Here is a 16,856-nt window from a genome sequence, read left to right as displayed (position 1 = left end):
TGAAAGTTAATGACAAAGAAATTATTTTACAGCGATCCTGGACTATCTGAATGGTCAACAAGGATAACATCAATCAGAGAAAAAGATGACCATTTTCTAGTTATGCTTGAAGAAACAGCTTTTTATCCTGAAGGGGGCGGCCAGCCAGCCGATCACGGGTTTATTGATGATGTCCAAGTACTGGATGTTATTGAAGAGGGCAGCAATATTCTACATAAGGTTAAACTTCCTTTAGAACTAAAGGAAGTTTCCTGCAGGCTTGATAAAGAAAGACGGCTTGACCATACTCAGCATCATTCCGGACAGCACTTACTTTCAGCTGTTTGTATTGAGCTTTTTGACGCACCAACACTCAGCTTTCATCTTGGCAAAGAAACAGTAACCATAGACTGTGATATCAGCGAGTTACATACAGAGCAGCTGATGCAGATTGAAAATCGCGCGAATCAATATATTTGGGAAAACCGAAAAATAAAAACCTTCCATGTGACTCACTCAGAACTAACCAAGCTTCCATTAAGAAAGCTTCCGAAGGTTACAGAGGATATCCGGATTGTCGATATCTCGGGAATCGATGTTTCAGCCTGCTGCGGTACTCATGTGGAAAGCACAGCCCAAATTGGAATCTTAAAAATTATTAAAACCGAAAAGCAGCGCGGCAAAACCCGCCTGCACTTTATGTGCGGCATCCGGGCTTTAACCTACTTTCAGGATATTCACTCCCAAATATCAAGCCTTGCCTCAAAATTCAGTTCAAGTTCCAAGGGCATTTCAGCAAAAGTTGATAAACTGGAAGCGGATATGGCGGTCTTACAGAAAGAATTAGAAAATACAAAGATGGAAAATCAATATTTCACGGCGGAAAAAATCATTTCCGAACATACTGGTTCATATATTGAATGCCCCTTTGATTTCCCAATAAAAGAAATGCAAAGCATGGGCAGAATATTGGCAGAAAAATCAGGAAAGCCTGCCCTTTTATACAATTTGAATGAATTTAGGCTAATCGCAGCAATGCCTGCGTCCTCAGGATTTTTATGCGGAAAATGGTTTAAAGAGAACCTGCGGGATTACAATGGAAAAGGCGGCGGAAGCGATACACTGGCCCAGGCATCTTTTCCGTCTCCTAAAGATATGACTCAGTTTATCCAGCTATTGAAAGAAAAGCTCTTCAGCTAAACAATAGCCCCGTACTCGCGTTGTGTTCCATTGTAACGCTGTACGGGGCTTTTTTTATTTCTGGACTACATGGATGCGGCCAGCTTTTCCTTTTCTTACTAAAGCCTGCATAATGGTGCTCGATAACTGGCTTAACTTATAAGGTTTTACCAGGTATTCACTGGCTCCTCTTTGTTTTTATCTAGGGCCGTTGAAATGAAAATATAGGACAGCAATTATCAATGCAACCGGATGTAACTCTCCAGCTATTGCATTTGCATATTTCTAAGGAAAAGTATATTTTTTTTCGTCATTATTCAATCAAATACCAGACGGAAAGCCGGAATCCTTATAGTTAGACAATTTATTCATTTATTTGTTTGCGGATCACTAATCCTTCAACATGTCTTTTTTGCATTAATTTACTGGTTTTTCGGTCTTCCTTCGAGTCGAATATAATGCTGAAATCGTAATCGTCTGGGTACAGGTCGGAGGCCTTAATATAAAGTTTAAGCCTTTTGTGATTTTCACTTCTTTTTACCCCTTTTACCTGAATGATATAATTGCCCAAATCATCTGGTCCATCATAAATGATTCCGTGCTCTCCAGTGGCCTGAACCAGTATATTATCACCACGAGAATAAATAGATTGAACCCTTTCTGCAGACTTTTTCTTCTCTTTTTTAGGATACTTGTTAATGGAAACCTGCTTCTCCCAATCTTTTTTAATTGTATAGTCTGCATTTTCTATACTGTACCTTTTTTCCTCTTTATAGGTGATTTTATGCGCTCTTTCAATAAGCTCCGGATGCATTCCTAATTTTAAAGCTATCGTGAATGCCTGGCTTTCTCCCCCCTTGCCAATGATAAGCCGGTAAGTCGGTTTTAAAGTCTCTAAATCAAATTCCATGGATCCATTAATAAAGCCTTCCTTCAGATCGGCGAATTCTTTAATTTCACTGTAATGAGTTGTTGCGATGACGGTACATCCCTTTCTTTCAAGCTGATCCAAAATCATGGCAGCCAGCCCCATGCCCTCACCCGGATCTGTACCTGATCCTAATTCATCCATTAAAACCAAGCTCGAATCATTAGCTTCCTTTAAGATCTCAATCACATTCTTTATGTGTGAACTAAACGTGCTAAGGTTTTGCTCAATGCTCTGGCCATCCCCAATATCAATTAATATTTTTTGAAAAATCCCTACCGTACTATGGGGCGCAGCTGGAATATGGAAGCCACTCTGTACCATTAAGATTAAAAGGCCGGCCGTTTTCAGCGTTACAGTTTTGCCTCCAGTGTTTGGACCTGTGATGACAAGAACGTTATGTTCATCACCAAGAGTAAGGTTTAAAGGCACCGCGTGATTACCCAGGAGGGGATGTCTGGCTTCCTTAAGATCAATAAAGTTATGATCCGCTACCATTACTTTATTAGCTGACATGAGCCTGCTGTGTTTAGCCTTTGCAAAAATGACATCATAAACAATCATTGTTTCTGCAGCAAGCCTCAGTTCTGTTTCACGTTCTTCCACTAACCCGGTCAGATAGCTTAATACCTTTTCAATTTCAGTTTCTTCCTGCACTTTTAAGAGATTCAGATCTTCCTGCAGATAATACACTTCTTCGGGCTCGACGAATATCGTTGACCCAGAAGCTGACGTATCCAAAACTGTGCCCTTGATTTTTCCCTTATATTCTTTCTTTACGGAAATCACATATCTCCCGTGTCTTTCACTGACCACCTGATCTTGCAGATAAGTTTTAAATTTACTTGATTTAATAATAGAAGTAATTTTTTCTTTGAGCTTATCCTGTTGAGAAGCAATACTTCTCCTGATTTTCATTAGATCCTTGCTGGCATGATCATCGATCCTGTTGTTCCGAACGCAGCGGTGGATTTCAGCAGTCAATTCCGGTATTTCTTCAATAGCCTCCGCATAGGAGGCAACTCTTGGTGCTAAGATGTCCTTGTCTTTCATGAAGCGTTTCATTTTTACACTGGAATCCAGAAACTCAAGCAGCTTCGTCAATTGTTCTGCGCGTAAGGCCACTCCCTTGTTAATCCCTTCAAATAAACGTTCCATGCCGCCCATAGCACTTATTGGCACACTCGAACTTTTTTCAAGGATCGAAGCACCCTCTGCAACTTCATCTAGCCATGATTCTATTTGTTTTTTATTCACGGATGGCATGCTTGCCAATATCAGCTCTTTTCCAGTTTCAGTCATGGCAAAGCGGGAAATTTCTTCTTTTATTTGCAAATAACCTAAATGATTAAATGTTTTCTGATTCAAAACGACACTCTCCTGATTACAATTTTATTTTTTAATATAGTTCTGTTAAGCAGGCACCGCTTTCCGCTTACAGTCCGGAGCCTCCCCGGCGCTGGAAGTCTGTGGGTCTTCCTTGCCCATTTTCTGCGCACTATTCTTGCGCCTTCCGCTCATTCTAAATAGGGCTAAAATCAGCCTTAAACATAAAAAAACCGCAATGAAACAATGTTCATTGCGGTAATAAGCTAAAGGAAGCTTAGTCCTTTTCAACAGGTCTTCACTCTTCAAAATGGCTGCACAAACAGCACTTTGGAATAAAAGACATAAAAAGCTATTGTCAATTGACAATAGCTTCTGTATCGAAGGTTTTATGCCATGATCATCATTCTTAACTGTGTATTCAAGACATATTTAAATAAGCTTAGTACGTCTAGCTAGCAAGCAAGGGCTCCTCTGCTTTTGGACGCAGCCTAAAAAACGCATGAATACAGCCGTATGAAATTACGGATTAGTTAAGAATAACACCAGACATAAAACAAACCCCTTTAGTTATGGTTTATTATTGATTTAATATTCTATATTTTTCAATATATGTATAAGGATAGCTGGGTGTGAAATAAAAGTCAATAACAGGAATGGAGAAGACTAACTTATAAGAAAGTCTTCTCTTCTTTTCCCAAAAAAATACAGCCGGTGCAAAGGGCGGGTCATCGTAACATAAAGGAGCTTAATATCCAGCTCATTATCTTTATTGTATGCTTCCTCTAATGAGACTGCCAGCACAGCATCAAACTCCAGTCCTTTTGATAAGTATGAAGGCAGGATCACAGTCTGGTCCTTTGGAATGGATTCTTGTTCTTGAAGCAATTTAACAGGATGCTTTCCATTATCCTTTAATAATTGATAGAGTTTTTGGCTGTCCTTCATGGTCTTGCAGATGATGGCAAAGGTTTTTAAATTTTCCCCCTTTAATTTGTCCAGCTTTAAGAGCAGATGTTCACAATAATCCTCATCATTTTCCAGCGCTGTAAATTCAGGAGGCACACCATGTCTTACCACAGGCTCTACCTTTGGAAACTGATAGGGGAGGAATTCCAGCAGCTTATTGGCCTCATTCATAATTTCCACGGTCGTTCTGTAGCTCTTTTGAAGTTCAGAATATATTGCCCTTGGAAAGACCTTCTGTTGTATCGTTTCCCATGAATCCAAGCCTCTATAAGAATGAATTCCCTGTGCCAGATCTCCCACAAGTGTAAACATATCTGTATCGCTTGCTGTCTTTAAGGAAAGCAGCTGCATGAAGCTGTAATCCTGCGCTTCATCTATTACAATATTTTTTGCTCTATTTTCTTTATTTACTCCGTAAAGCTTGGAATGGAGATAAAGAATAGGGCCAAGATCCTCTAGTTCATACATTTTTCTTTTGAAAAGGTCTTGATTATATCTGCAGATTAACTGCGCCTCCGATTTTGGTAATTTCCCGTCAGCGTACTTCATGAATTGTTCTTCATCTTCAAAAAGCTCTTGATAATATTGAAGTGTAGGCTTCTTTTCAAATTGCTTCATATAATTTCGAAGCGAAACCTTAATGGCAGTCTGAACTTCTTCCACCCGTTCCTGCTTCTTATCCAGTGCATTTGTGACTAGTTCTTTCCGCTTTTCGGGCTCCAGCCGGCTGAAAAGGGCGCGATCCAATCTTTCGTCAAAATACTTTTCTACACCCTCAACCATCAGCTTTTTATTCGCACGAACCTGGTTCTGGAGAAGGTTTTTCATTTTATCCAAACGGCTGAAGAGCGGAAGATACCAGTATTCCTTATTAAACAATAACTTAAATTTCTTCGCCGAATATAAACGGTACTTGTCTACATAAAAGTCTTCTTTTGGATTAAAACGCTGGTACACATCTTTTAGATAAGCATCGATGATATTCTTATACATTTCTGAACCTTTAATTCCGGAAATGAGCGCTTCCTCTTCAGCCGCTGAGTTTCCCTGTTCTAACAGCCGGATTAGTTTATTATCTTCTTTTAATTTCAGCTTCTTTCCGATTGCCTGCTGTACGTATTCACTAAAGGTAAACTGTTTTACTTTTTCAACTCCGAGTTCGGGAAGCGCCTCAGATATGTAGTCTATGAAAAGTCGGCTGGGTGCAATAATCATCATATGCCGGGGGTCAAACTGGTCTCGGTAATGATAGATAAAGTAGGAGATTCTGTGAAGTGCAATAGTGGTTTTTCCGCTTCCTGCGGCACCCTGAACAATAATAGGCTTATTTAGGTCGGCCCTTATAATCCGGTTTTGTTCTTCCTGGATCGTGGCAACAATTTCTGTCAGTCTGTTGCTCGAACTTTTGGAAAGTGAATCTTGTAGAAGTTCATCAGTAGTTGTTAAATCAATATCTCGGACATCCGTGAGAATCCCGTCCTCGATCATCAGCTGCCTTTTCAGATCGATATTACCCTGAAATTCTTCTCCTTCCGCTTCATAGCTGACTTCGCCTACTCTTCCTTCATAATAGAGGTTTGCAATAGGGGATCGCCAATCTACAATAATCTGCTCCTGATTTTCCCTCTGGTAGAGAGAGGTTTTTCCAAAGTAAAGGACTTCCTGCTTTTCATGTCCATCTCTGGTAAAATCAACTCGGGCAAAATAGGGCTTATCCTTAGCACGCCGGAGGCTCTCCAATTCAGCCATTGACATTTCGAAAAAGCTGGCATTTGTTAAGAGTTCACCATAACCGCCTGTTTCCAGCCAGTCTGCGTCGCCAAAGACTTTTTCCATGTTCTTCTTAAATTGATCTTTACTGCTTTGTGCTGTTTCAATTACTACGTCCATATACCTCTTTGTAAAATCAAGACGCTGACTCTCTTTAACAAAATCAGGATGCTGTTCCATGACTCATTTTCTCCCTTCGTTTTCGCGGACTATGGTGGAGAAAACACAATTGTAAGCGGTGTAACAGTGAAATCGCGGAAATTTATATTATCAGAAAATTTAGTTGTTTGCAATGTATTTTAAAAATATATTTCAAAATAGGCTGTGTAAAAGTTTACTTTTAATATGGCACTACCGGAAACGCCAAAAATTGTGGGAAAGCGCGTCTAGGGACACCCCGCAGGCGTTATCTACAGAGGAAGGCTCCCAGATCGGCGGAGAAAAGCAGGCAGCCAAACTCATTAGGCAGGTTTAATAGAGGCTAAAAATAAGCATAAAAAAGATTATTCTAAAAACTGGATGAATAAAAGATTAATAGATGGGTATTACAATACTAACAATAAAATTTAGGAGGAATTTAAAAATGAGACATGAAAATGTATCACTAACAGAATTTACTAATGAAGAAGGTTTTGAGTTAAAGAGTTACATATCTCAATTATTTGAACATGTATCAGCAAAGGAAAACGAAACCGAAAGCTAATCGAATATATGGATTAGCTTTTTTTCTTTGTTATATAAAATCTGGTGAACTGTAAAGTGTATAAACCTGTTTATCTGGGTCCTGGTCTTAACAGAACTCTTTAATATTGGAATAAAAGGAAGGCTTGAATAAATAATTAAAACAAAAGTTTTATAATCGCAGTACAAAATTCGGGGGAAAGGCGGCTAGGACTGAAAAGAATTAAGTATGGAGCATAAAGAGATTGATATAAGCATAAATGCTAAGTCATAAGCATACAACTTCCATTCTTAAGCATAAAACCCGGAAACATAAGCATAAATCTTCAAAACCCAAGCATAAAACACTAAAACATAAGCATAAACACATCTTAAGCCAGCCACATTTAACTAAACTTCTAACTTTCCTCAGCGTATTAGCTATTTTTTGACATTCTCGTCATAGCTTTATTAATTTCATGAGTCTTTTTTGGGAAATCGATACAGTTTTTTATTTTTCTACTATTTTTTAAAATAATGGAAGATTCCTCATAGGACTAAACATTAATCCTCCCTCCATTTAGAATGCATTCGACAGCAATAATCATAATAGAATATTTGTAGATTATGAGGGCTAACTATAACTTTTTTAGCTCAGTTCAACTTGCCTGTTTATTGCAGCGAAGGGCACTCGCTTTCTCTTGGCCCTTAAATGAGTTTAACAGCCGACTCAGTAATAAAGCTCTATCACTATTTTTTATAAAATGAATGTAAAATAACCGCCGAAACCGATTTCAACGTCAGATTTTCTTAAGTACGTCAAAACATTAACGGAGGAGGGATATTTTGAAACAAATCATAGCACTGGGCGGCGGAGGTTTCTCGATGGAACCTGAAAATCCATTGCTCGATCTTTACATTTTGTCTAAAAGCCTATAACCTGCACCCCGAATTTGTTTTATTGGAACGGCCAGCTGTGACTCTGAAAATTATATTCAGCGATTTTATCATTCTTTTAACAAATATGACTGTACACCCTCTCACCTTTCCCTGTTAAAGCCGCCTTCTTGCGACCTTGAAAGTTTCGTAATGGAGAAAGACATCATCTTTGTTGGGGGTCGAAACACGAAAAATCTTCTTGCTATATGGAAAGATTGGGGACTTGATTCTATATTATTCAAAGCATGGAATGAAGGAATTGTGATGTCTGGAATCAGTTCTGGATCCATTTGCTGGTTTGAAGAAGGAGTAACCGATTCGTTCGTGGCCTTGACAGGAATTAAAGCACTCGGTTTCCTTCCTGGAAGCAACTGTCCGCATTATGATGGCGAGGAAGAGCGGAGACCCGTATATACACATAGTATTAAATATCAGAAACTAAAGAATGGATTTGGAGTAGATGATGGAACTGCCCTTCATTATATAGGAACTGATTTGTATCAGGCGGTAAGCTCGAGACCTAAGGCCAAAGCATACAGAGTTGAACACTTCAACGGTGAAGCAGTGGAAACATTACTCCCTGTAAAGTATCTCAAGGGTTAATATCATCTTTCCCGAAAACATGTTATAATTAGAGATATTGTCTTTTTGGAGGTATGTAAATACATGATTACAGTAAACAATGTTGGTTTACGTTATGGTGACCGTAAACTGTTTGAAGACGTTAATATAAAATTCACACCCGGTAATTGCTACGGGTTAATAGGTGCAAATGGTGCAGGAAAATCTACCTTTTTAAAAATCTTGTCTGGTGAAATTGAAGCCCAGACTGGTGATGTTCATCTAGGTCCTGGTGAACGCCTTGCCGTTTTAAAGCAAGACCATTTCGAATTTGAAGAGGAAGAAGTTCTTTCAGTTGTTATTCGAGGGCATCAAAGACTTTATGAAATCATGAAAGAAAAAGATGCGATCTATATGAAAGCTGATTTTACAGACGAAGATGGCATCCGTGCCGCTGAGCTCGAAGGCGAGTTCGCAGAATTAAACGGCTGGGAAGCAGAATCTGAAGCTGCCATCCTTCTAAAAGGTCTTGGCATTGAAGAGCAGCTTCACACAAAGAAGATGGCTGAACTTACCGGTGGAGATAAAGTTAAAATTCTCCTTGCCCAGGCTTTATTTGGAAAACCGGATGTTCTTCTCCTTGATGAACCTACCAACCATCTTGATATTAAAGCGATTCAATGGCTGGAAGAGTTTCTGATCAACTTTGAAAATACAGTTATCGTTGTATCCCATGACCGTCACTTCTTAAACAAAGTATGTACACATATTGCAGATTTGGATTTCTCAAAAATCCAAATTTATGTTGGAAACTATGACTTCTGGTATGAATCCAGCCAGCTTGCTTCTAAGCTGACACAGGAATCCAACAAAAAGAAAGAAGAGAAAGTGAAAGAGCTTCAAGCCTTTATTGCACGTTTTAGTGCAAATGCATCCAAATCCAAACAGGCCACTTCCCGTAAAAAACTCTTGGACAAAATTTCATTGGATGATATTAAACCATCTTCCCGCCGTTATCCATATGTACACTTTACTCCTGAAAGAGAAATTGGAAATGACCTGCTCCGTGTTGAAGGCCTTACCAAAACGATTGATGGCGTTAAGGTGTTAGACAATGTCTCTTTCATTATGAACAAAGGCGATAAAATTGCCTTAGTTGGTACAGATGAAATTGCAAAAACGACTCTATTCAAGATTCTAGCCGGAGAAATGGAGGCAGACAGCGGCACATATAAATGGGGTGTCACTACGTCGCAGGCTTATTTCCCGAAAGACAACTCAGAATACTTCCAGGGCAATGAGCCCTCTCTAGTAGATTGGCTGCGCCAATATTCTCCCGCAGACCAGAGCGAAAGCTTCCTTCGAGGATTTCTAGGCAGAATGCTATTTTCTGGCGAAGAAGTATTGAAGAAGCCGAGTGTTTTATCCGGAGGAGAAAAGGTTCGCTGTATGCTTTCCAAAATGATGCTAAGCGGATCTAATGTGTTACTGTTAGATGAGCCGACAAACCATTTGGATTTAGAATCAATCACTGCCTTGAATAATGGATTGATTAACTTTAAAGGTTCCATGATTTTCTCTTCACACGATCATCAGTTTATACAAACGATTGCTAACCGCATTATCGAAATTACACCTAAAGGCATCATTGATAAGCAGTTATCTTATGATGAATATTTAGATAATGGAGAGCTGCAAAAACAAGTTAAAGCCATGTACAGCTGATCAGCTATAAGAAAACCGGTCCTTTTGGGCCGGTTTTTTCGTTTAAAACGGGTTCAACCCTCCCATACTAATCATTGGAGGTGGTACACATGGAAATATCGCAAGTTAAAGCCATATTTGAACAGGAGTTTTATTCCTGCCTCTTCGACCAATTCAGCTATCAGTTTCAATTAACAGGCCTTTTTGACCATATAAAAGACGAGGATGTGATCATTTCATTCTTATCTATGTATGATTTTTCACAGGACCAGACGATTTTTTATGATGATTTCCGTTATTTCTTTAAGAGTTACAGCTATCAATATGAAAAAAACCGGCTGTGATGTAAACGATTTTCTAGCTATGGATTGGTACTTATGAAAATAAAAAAGGAAGAAAAAGAGCCGCTTTATAAAGAAATTAGGAGCTGAAGCTTTAGGAAGCATCATATTTGAAATAGTATGCTTCCTCTTCGGTTTCTCTTTATTGTCATCAGAAAGCTGTTTCATGTTCTCTTTTCTAATTGGAATTAGGAAACCGGCCCTTTCTTCAAGGGGCCGGTTGCAAATTAGATATAATAAGGATATCCATATCCATAACCATAATACGGGTACGGGTACGGATATGGATAGTACGGGTACCCATAGCCATAGCCATATCCCGGAGTTAACGCAGCCCCTAGAGCCAGACCGCCTATTAACCCCGCGCCGAATCCTCCAAAGCCAAATGGACGGCCAAAGCCGAATCCAGGTCTGCCAAATCCAAACCCTGGTCTGCCAAATCCAAATCCAGGTCTCCCAAAGCCTCCAAAGCCAAATGGACGTCTTCTTTCGTCATGTTCATTAATTTCATAATCGATTAGTTGCTGCTGCATGATGTTTCCTCCTCATTTTTATTTCTGGAATACACTACAAACTATGATATTTATCCTGAGTTTGTATAGGCTGCTATCCCTGAGAAGTTGACATAAAAAAAAGAACTGCAGTGTGCAGTTCTTTAGCCGTACTATAAAACATCATTACAAAACATAAGGTCCTATTAATAATACGATAATCAATGTATCAACAACCGCAAAGTAAAAGAATTTTCCCGCTGGGTTTACTTCTTTAATTTTGCTTATTTTTAAAATTCCCCAGGATATGAGTGCGATAATGACCGGCCAGACTATGAAGCTTCCCTGGAAGGTTAGATAATCCGGTGCAAATATATAACTTTCTTTCCTAAAACTCGTGTTAAAGGTATAAAGCTGACTTATAGTAAAGAGAAGAATTGGAATAAGGATAATCCATCCTTTGGTTTCATCTTCAAATAAATTACCTTTAACAAAGAATAGAACACCAAAGTAAATACAGGGCAATACTATCCAGAGCATGGTAAACAGAAGAATGATAAAGCTCCCAAACCCTCCTGAGACAGTATTAGAGGCCGCAAATTTAAGATCTTCTGTGGTAATCTTTTCACTTTTCTGGATGGCTTCTTTATTAGACGAAGCACCATGAAGAGTGTTTACTTTTCCTGAAAAGTTAGTCCACATGATTTTATCATTTCCCAGCCAAAATGGCTGTACCGGAAGATCCTTGGTTGTACTGACACGCTTAGCCTTCCAAGTGCTTTCAACCTTCTCTGCTGTATATAAGTTATACCCTTCATATTTGGAGAATCTGCTGCCGTATGCCGTAAACAGCAGTTCTCCACCAGATTGTGTCTGCCTGAAGTTCATATTTCTCGGATTAGCTAAAGAAATTCCGGTTTGATAATCAGCCAGCTCCACTTTATGTAGTTCTGGTGTTTTCTGATCATCATTTAAAGCTTGAGTGAATTCGAGCAGATTGTATGCTTTATTCCCTTGTGACAGCCTCATTGTATTCAGCATGAATGACAGGCTGTTTCCCTGCCGGCTATACTTGAAGCCTTCAAGACTTTCATTATCAGTAAACGTTATGTCCGGCAATGGGCTTGTCTTATAGCTGTTTCCATTAGCTTCAAAATAGGTTAATCTAAATTTTCCTCGATCCATTTCTACGGCGGTTACAAAGCTGTTATTAAAGAAAGAGATATCTGCAATCGGGTGGTCAAAAGTTGAGACTAATTTAGATTTAGTTGTGCTCGGATTAAGTTCAAAAAGATTCTGCTCTTTCCAATACAAAACATGATTTTCACCAGTCCTTACATATGTAACGTCCGCAACAACCTGCGAAGTTTTACCATTTTTCATAACAAATAGGTTTGTATCGTCCTGATACACCACGGTATTATCTTTCACCCAAATTTCTGCGTTCCCAGGTACTGCTATCTTTGCTTTTATTGTTTTCGTACATTCCATCGCGTCTTTGCAGGTAATCTCAGCTATTTGTTTATCCTCCGAGAAAAAGACACTGTTATTTTGAATAAATGGTTTAGCAAGTGTTGAAGATTCGGCCTTAAAATTATAAGATCGGCTCCAGCCGTCACTTGGAAGCTTAGTTTCCAAGCGAATATTTTCTGCAAATAACATTGCTAATAGTATAGCTAAAATCACTACGGGGTAAAAATAGGCTCGTTTTGTCACTTTCTATTCTCCTTGACGTAAAATTAATCTATTATTATCTATTCTCCTTTTTCCTAAATATCCCTTTTTTCTACAAAAAAATTATTTTAATAGATTAATAATTTACATTTTCCGACATTTTTTTCTTACTTTCTTTTGGCTTAAGCGTAAGCAGCACTACCATAATGATGATCGCCCCTCCACCTAATCCCTGGTATAATCCAAAAGGGACACCGAGCCACACGACCGATGATAACACAGCAGAAAGTGGTTCAGCACAGGCTAATAGACTGGATTCTTTTGCGGTAATATATCGCATACTGTCAATAAACAGAAAAAAAGGAACAAGCGTCCCAAAAAGAATCACAAATATAATTAAGCCAATAGTAGTAAAAGTCCACCCTGCGGGATCAAAATCCCAAGGAGCCTTAATAAACATCATAGTCGTCCCGCCAATCAGCATTCCCCATCCAACCACAATAATGGATGGGTAGGTACGAATGAGCTTACCGGAATATAATGTGTAAAAGGCCAGCGAGACTCCAGAGATAATTCCCCATATAATACATGCAGCAGGTACCGTTAAATTTTCCGATGCTCCGTTTGTAAGCAGCAAAAAGGTGCCCATTAACGCCAGTACTAAGGAAATCATCTCAAACCTGCTGGGTACTTTTTTAAATACCACCAAAAAATAGATCATAATAAACACAGGAGCTAAGTATTGCAAAAGAGTGGCAACTGCAGCGTTCCCCTCGTCAATCGAAGCGAAATACGTATATTGGACGGCCAGCATTCCGGCCAGACCGAAGAATAAAATTTGAAAGGCAGATTTTTTTGACTTCCACACACTCCAAATTTCTTTTCTTTCTTTTCCATAATAGGAAAATGCAATAAATAATAGACCTGATATAAGCATTCTTACACTCACAAGCCATTTCATGGAAACATCAGAATGATCAAACACATATTGTGCCGCCGTCCCCGAAACACCCCATAATGAAGCGGCCACAACCACCATAAGATAGCCTTTATATTTTTCCATAAAAAATACCCACCTAAGTTTTTAACTTTAATTTTAATCGCTTTTTGCTGGAATGAATACTGTTTGTTTGAATTTTCTTATAGTTTTTTAAAAAAGAACCGCGCTCTTGCCAGGGAAATCGCTGAGCATCCTGTGATTTGGAGGATTGGCCATAAATATATAAATTATTAAATACGAAGCATTACAGGATATATTCAATCAGGATGATTGGTACGAGAACCGATTTTTAGATAAATAGCATCGGTGAAAATTAGCTAATAGAGGCTATAAGAGATTAAAACTAAAGCTTCCAATCAGGCTATGTCTTTGATACACATGTATTTTATAGTAGAAATATATGTTAGATTCAAACGAAATAATACAGACCAGCTGCCCGGCCTGTACCTCTTTATCCTTTTCCTGCCTGAAAGCCAGGGTATTTAGTCATTCCGCCGTCTGCATAAAGAGTAATGCCTGTGACATAACTGGATTCTGATGATGCAAGCCATGCAGCACATGCGGCAATTTCTTCCGGTTTGCCGATATACCCCATAGGGATCAGCTTTATCACTTCTTGCTTTGCTTTGGGGTCGTTAAACTTTTCTGCATTGATCGGTGTATCAATGGCACCTGGAGAAATATTATTTATTCTGATTCTCTTTGGTGCATATTCCAGTGCCAGTGTTTCTGTCAGCATTTTCACTCCGCCTTTGCTTGCCGCGTAATGAACAAAGTGCGGCCATGGAATTCGGTCATGCACGGAAGCCATATTTATTACGGTCCCCTGGATATCATGTTTCAGCATGTATTTAATCGCTTCTCTGCTGCCGAGGAACATTCCAGTTAAATTTACGTTTATTACTTTGTTCCAGTCCTCCAGAGTGAGGTCTGCAGATGGAACTTCATTTTCAATTCCCGCATTATTCACCATAATATCCAGTCTGCCAAATGTATCGGAAGCAAATTCAACCAGATACTTTATATCCTCTTGCTTTGTAACATCAGCCTGAAAAGCAGCAGCACTGCCCCCTTTTTCCTCTATATCCTTAATCATTTCTTCTACACCCTGATTTTTTGAATGGTAGTTAACTACTACTTTAACCCCTTCTGCAGCCAGTCTTTCTGCTATAGCTTTTCCCAGCCCTGTTGCAGCGCCGGTAACAATAGCTACCTTTCCTTGTAAATCCTTATACATATAACATCTCCTCCTTATTTTTTCGTAAATCCAAGCATTACACCCCCAGCAATGACCAGAAAACTTCCAATCATTACAAGCACAAGCTGTCTCTTTGACTTTTTTTCTCCTAATAAATAAATACCGCCAAATGTAGAGATTACTATACCCATTTGTGACATAGAGAAACTAACTGCAACACCTATTCTTGGTATAGCTAGCAGGAGACCTAGATTTCCAGCTGCCCACATGAGACCCGTCAGAATATTTTTAAGTGCGTATTTAGTGAAGGGCTTATGGCGTACAGACAAGACGAATGCCCCGGCTGCCATTCCAATGGACTGCGGCAGCACTGCCTCCCAGCCGCCTATATTAAACCATCTTAATATAATTACGTAGCCCACGAATCCGGCTGTAGAAATAAGTAAAGTTACCATTCCTTTCTTCAACTTACCCTTTTTGCTCTCTTCTTCCTTTTGACCGTAGGATGTCAGCAGAACACCAGCAATGATAAGCAGAATAGAACAAAATCCGATCCAGATTGCACTGCTTGTTTCCCACTCATGGAAAACAAGCACTCCAAACAAGGTCGTACCCAAAAGCTGCATGCCTGTAGAAATAGGGACTGCCTTAGAAACTCCTATATGTTCCACACTTGCCAGCTGATTTAATTGCCCTACTGACCATGATATCCCGGAAATAAATCCAATTAGTAAAATAAAGGGAGATAGTTCAGGGCTTTTAATCAAATAGATCACTGCAGAAAATATAAAAGCCCCGGCTGTAATTCCCATTGTCTGGCTATAAGCATTCCCTCTTAGCTTTACACTCACCAAAACGAGGCTGCCCCAGGCAAAAGCTGGAAGCAGCGCATATAATATACCTATCATTTTTTCACCTGTCTCTTTGTTAATTATCTAATCCTGTTAAGCATGAATTCTGTAAGGTATATTTTGACCTAAAACAACCCAGTCTATCGCTTTATTTTGTTAAACCGCTGATTAAATAAGAAAACCAGTGCCATTTTTTGGCACCGGTTTCACTTCTGCTTTTCTATCTGTTTATAAAAATCCATATCCAAATTCAATATTACTTCCCTGTTATCCACCCTGCCTTTTATAGTATTGAAAAAGACCTCATCGTTTTTATCCAGATTCTCAAAATCGAGTTTCTTGTATAAGACGGACAGCAGAACTACATCTCTGAGTCTTAAAAATAAAGGAATCGAATCCCCTAATTTTTCAGGCAGTTTATTTTCAGTACTATAGCCGTCTAAAAACGATTTTAGAAAAGAATAAATAAATTCCGGCCTGTTTTCTTTTGTGCTTAAGTCTCTCTGCATGACAATATAATAAAGAGGCATGGCAATGTCGCTTGCAAACCAGTGATAGGAGCTGTCATCAATGTATCCTGCCTTGATGAAATAGGAAGTTTCCATTATGCAGATCTGAATGAATCAAGCCATAAGTCTCCTGATTTTTCGGAAAAGACCGGATTTGCACCAGTATTTCGTTCCTATAGTTTAGAGTGTCCTGCTCTATTCCTGGTTTAAAGCGTTCGATGTCAAATAGCTCTTCTTCATCCCATTGTGGACGGACGGAACGGCCCCCATTATTGTAATTCTTAGAAAGACGATTCAGCATTCCAAGTGACTTTCCCCAGATATACGCAATATGTGGATTCTTCTCGATATCCTTCCAGGAAATTCGGTTTCCAGGCAGTTTTTCAAAACAGCTTATAAAAAATTCCGTTCCGTCAGCAGCCTTAAGAGTCTCAATGTGAGCTTGGTTTATCGAAGAATAGTGCTGATATACAGGTGCTCCATTTCGGTGTAAATATTCAACCCAGTCCACCTCGGCCTTTTTATGCTCCTGGCTTCTGTGAGAAGAATGAACAAATCTAAGTATTCTAGTTTCTCCATCCACTTCAGTTTCATAAATATAATTTTCAAAATCCCCAAGTCTCTTTAAACGGCCGTTATCCCCGTAAAAAAGCCAGCAGCCTGTGTGTAAGATTTCCTCAGTAAATACTTTGGCAACTTGTAGTTCCATTCCTTCCCCCTATCATTCTCTTTTTTCATGCATACAATATTAGGACAGCTTTTAGTTCACTTATAAAA

General features: G+C 39.1%; 12 protein-coding genes and 1 pseudogene. 4 read left to right on the top strand and 9 right to left on the bottom strand.

Annotated features, from left to right (window positions below; genetic code table 11):
* Window positions 1-9 precede the first annotated feature (9 nt).
* Complete coding sequence (locus JOC77_RS13585; protein ID WP_204544085.1) at window positions 10-1,179, top strand: alanyl-tRNA editing protein; 1,170 nt, start codon at window positions 10-12, stop codon at window positions 1,177-1,179.
* Window positions 1,180-1,522: 343 nt separating this feature from the next.
* Here JOC77_RS13585 and JOC77_RS13580 read toward each other — a convergent pair whose 3' ends face one another.
* Both JOC77_RS13580 and helD read right to left on the bottom strand, forming a co-directional pair.
* Window positions 1,523-3,454, bottom strand: coding sequence for an endonuclease MutS2 (locus JOC77_RS13580; RefSeq protein ID WP_239558755.1), 1,932 nt, complete (start codon window positions 3,452-3,454; stop codon window positions 1,523-1,525).
* Between the two features lie 624 nt (window positions 3,455-4,078).
* Window positions 4,079-6,331: an RNA polymerase recycling motor HelD gene (gene helD / locus JOC77_RS13575; protein ID WP_204544083.1), complete on the bottom strand. Its 2,253-nt coding sequence runs from the start codon at window positions 6,329-6,331 to the stop codon at window positions 4,079-4,081.
* 1,326 nt (window positions 6,332-7,657) lie between these two features.
* Here helD and JOC77_RS13570 point away from each other — a divergent pair.
* The 3 genes and pseudogenes from JOC77_RS13570 (at window position 7,658) to JOC77_RS13560 (ending at window position 10,359) form a co-directional block, all read left to right on the top strand.
* Window positions 7,658-8,353 (top strand): annotated as a pseudogene (locus JOC77_RS13570) (Type 1 glutamine amidotransferase-like domain-containing protein).
* A 63-nt stretch (window positions 8,354-8,416) separates the two neighbouring features.
* Window positions 8,417-10,036, top strand: coding sequence for an ABC-F family ATP-binding cassette domain-containing protein (locus JOC77_RS13565; protein ID WP_204544079.1), 1,620 nt, complete (start codon window positions 8,417-8,419; stop codon window positions 10,034-10,036).
* A gap of 89 nt (window positions 10,037-10,125) precedes the next feature.
* Window positions 10,126-10,359: a hypothetical protein gene (locus tag JOC77_RS13560; protein WP_204544078.1), complete on the top strand. Its 234-nt coding sequence runs from the start codon at window positions 10,126-10,128 to the stop codon at window positions 10,357-10,359.
* A gap of 224 nt (window positions 10,360-10,583) precedes the next feature.
* Here JOC77_RS13560 and JOC77_RS13555 read toward each other — a convergent pair whose 3' ends face one another.
* From JOC77_RS13555 to JOC77_RS13525, 7 genes are all read right to left on the bottom strand, one after another.
* Entirely contained in the window at window positions 10,584-10,889 is a 306-nt protein-coding gene (locus tag JOC77_RS13555; RefSeq protein ID WP_204544077.1) for a hypothetical protein, read from the bottom strand.
* A gap of 144 nt (window positions 10,890-11,033) precedes the next feature.
* Window positions 11,034-12,563, bottom strand: coding sequence for a hypothetical protein (locus JOC77_RS13550; RefSeq protein WP_204544076.1), 1,530 nt, complete (start codon window positions 12,561-12,563; stop codon window positions 11,034-11,036).
* 94 nt (window positions 12,564-12,657) lie between these two features.
* Window positions 12,658-13,584, bottom strand: a complete 927-nt coding sequence (locus JOC77_RS13545) for a DMT family transporter (RefSeq protein ID WP_204544075.1) — start codon at window positions 13,582-13,584, stop codon at window positions 12,658-12,660.
* A 388-nt stretch (window positions 13,585-13,972) separates the two neighbouring features.
* Window positions 13,973-14,758 carry a glucose-1-dehydrogenase gene (locus JOC77_RS13540; RefSeq protein WP_204544074.1) on the bottom strand — a complete coding sequence of 262 codons (786 nt, stop codon included), beginning with the start codon at window positions 14,756-14,758 and terminating at the stop codon, window positions 13,973-13,975.
* Window positions 14,759-14,772: 14 nt separating this feature from the next.
* Window positions 14,773-15,624, bottom strand: coding sequence for a GRP family sugar transporter (locus JOC77_RS13535; RefSeq protein ID WP_204544204.1), 852 nt, complete (start codon window positions 15,622-15,624; stop codon window positions 14,773-14,775).
* Between the two features lie 152 nt (window positions 15,625-15,776).
* On the bottom strand, window positions 15,777-16,175 hold the full coding sequence (locus JOC77_RS13530; protein WP_204544073.1) for an aminoglycoside phosphotransferase/kinase family protein: 399 nt from the start codon (window positions 16,173-16,175) through the stop codon (window positions 15,777-15,779).
* The gene (locus JOC77_RS13525) at window positions 16,138-16,788 is read right to left on the bottom strand and encodes a phosphotransferase enzyme family protein (RefSeq protein ID WP_204544072.1); all 651 of its coding nucleotides are present in this window, start codon (window positions 16,786-16,788) and stop codon (window positions 16,138-16,140) included. Before JOC77_RS13525 ends, JOC77_RS13530 begins: the two co-directional genes overlap by 38 nt.
* Window positions 16,789-16,856: the final 68 nt, after the last annotated feature.

This window comes from Peribacillus deserti (assembly GCF_016909175.1).
In the GTDB taxonomy this organism is placed as follows: Bacteria; Bacillota; Bacilli; order Bacillales; family DSM-1321; genus Paraperibacillus; species Paraperibacillus deserti.
The sequence above is the reverse complement of the archived record's forward strand: the minus strand, read 5'-3'. Positions and strand labels throughout refer to the sequence as shown.

Excerpts from the sequence above, each read along its gene's own strand:
- JOC77_RS13530 (WP_204544073.1), bottom strand. The coding sequence starts at position 16,175 with ATGGAAACTTCCTATTTCATCAAGGCAGGATACATTGATGACAGCTCC.
- JOC77_RS13560 (WP_204544078.1), top strand. The coding sequence starts at position 10,126 with ATGGAAATATCGCAAGTTAAAGCCATATTTGAACAGGAGTTTTATTCC.
- JOC77_RS13545 (WP_204544075.1), bottom strand. The coding sequence starts at position 13,584 with ATGGAAAAATATAAAGGCTATCTTATGGTGGTTGTGGCCGCTTCATTA.
- JOC77_RS13555 (WP_204544077.1), bottom strand. The coding sequence starts at position 10,889 with ATGCAGCAGCAACTAATCGATTATGAAATTAATGAACATGACGAAAGA.
- JOC77_RS13585 (WP_204544085.1), top strand. The coding sequence starts at position 10 with ATGACAAAGAAATTATTTTACAGCGATCCTGGACTATCTGAATGGTCA.
- helD (WP_204544083.1), bottom strand. The coding sequence starts at position 6,331 with ATGGAACAGCATCCTGATTTTGTTAAAGAGAGTCAGCGTCTTGATTTT.
- JOC77_RS13540 (WP_204544074.1), bottom strand. The coding sequence starts at position 14,758 with ATGTATAAGGATTTACAAGGAAAGGTAGCTATTGTTACCGGCGCTGCA.
- JOC77_RS13525 (WP_204544072.1), bottom strand. The coding sequence starts at position 16,788 with ATGGAACTACAAGTTGCCAAAGTATTTACTGAGGAAATCTTACACACA.
- JOC77_RS13565 (WP_204544079.1), top strand. The coding sequence starts at position 8,417 with ATGATTACAGTAAACAATGTTGGTTTACGTTATGGTGACCGTAAACTG.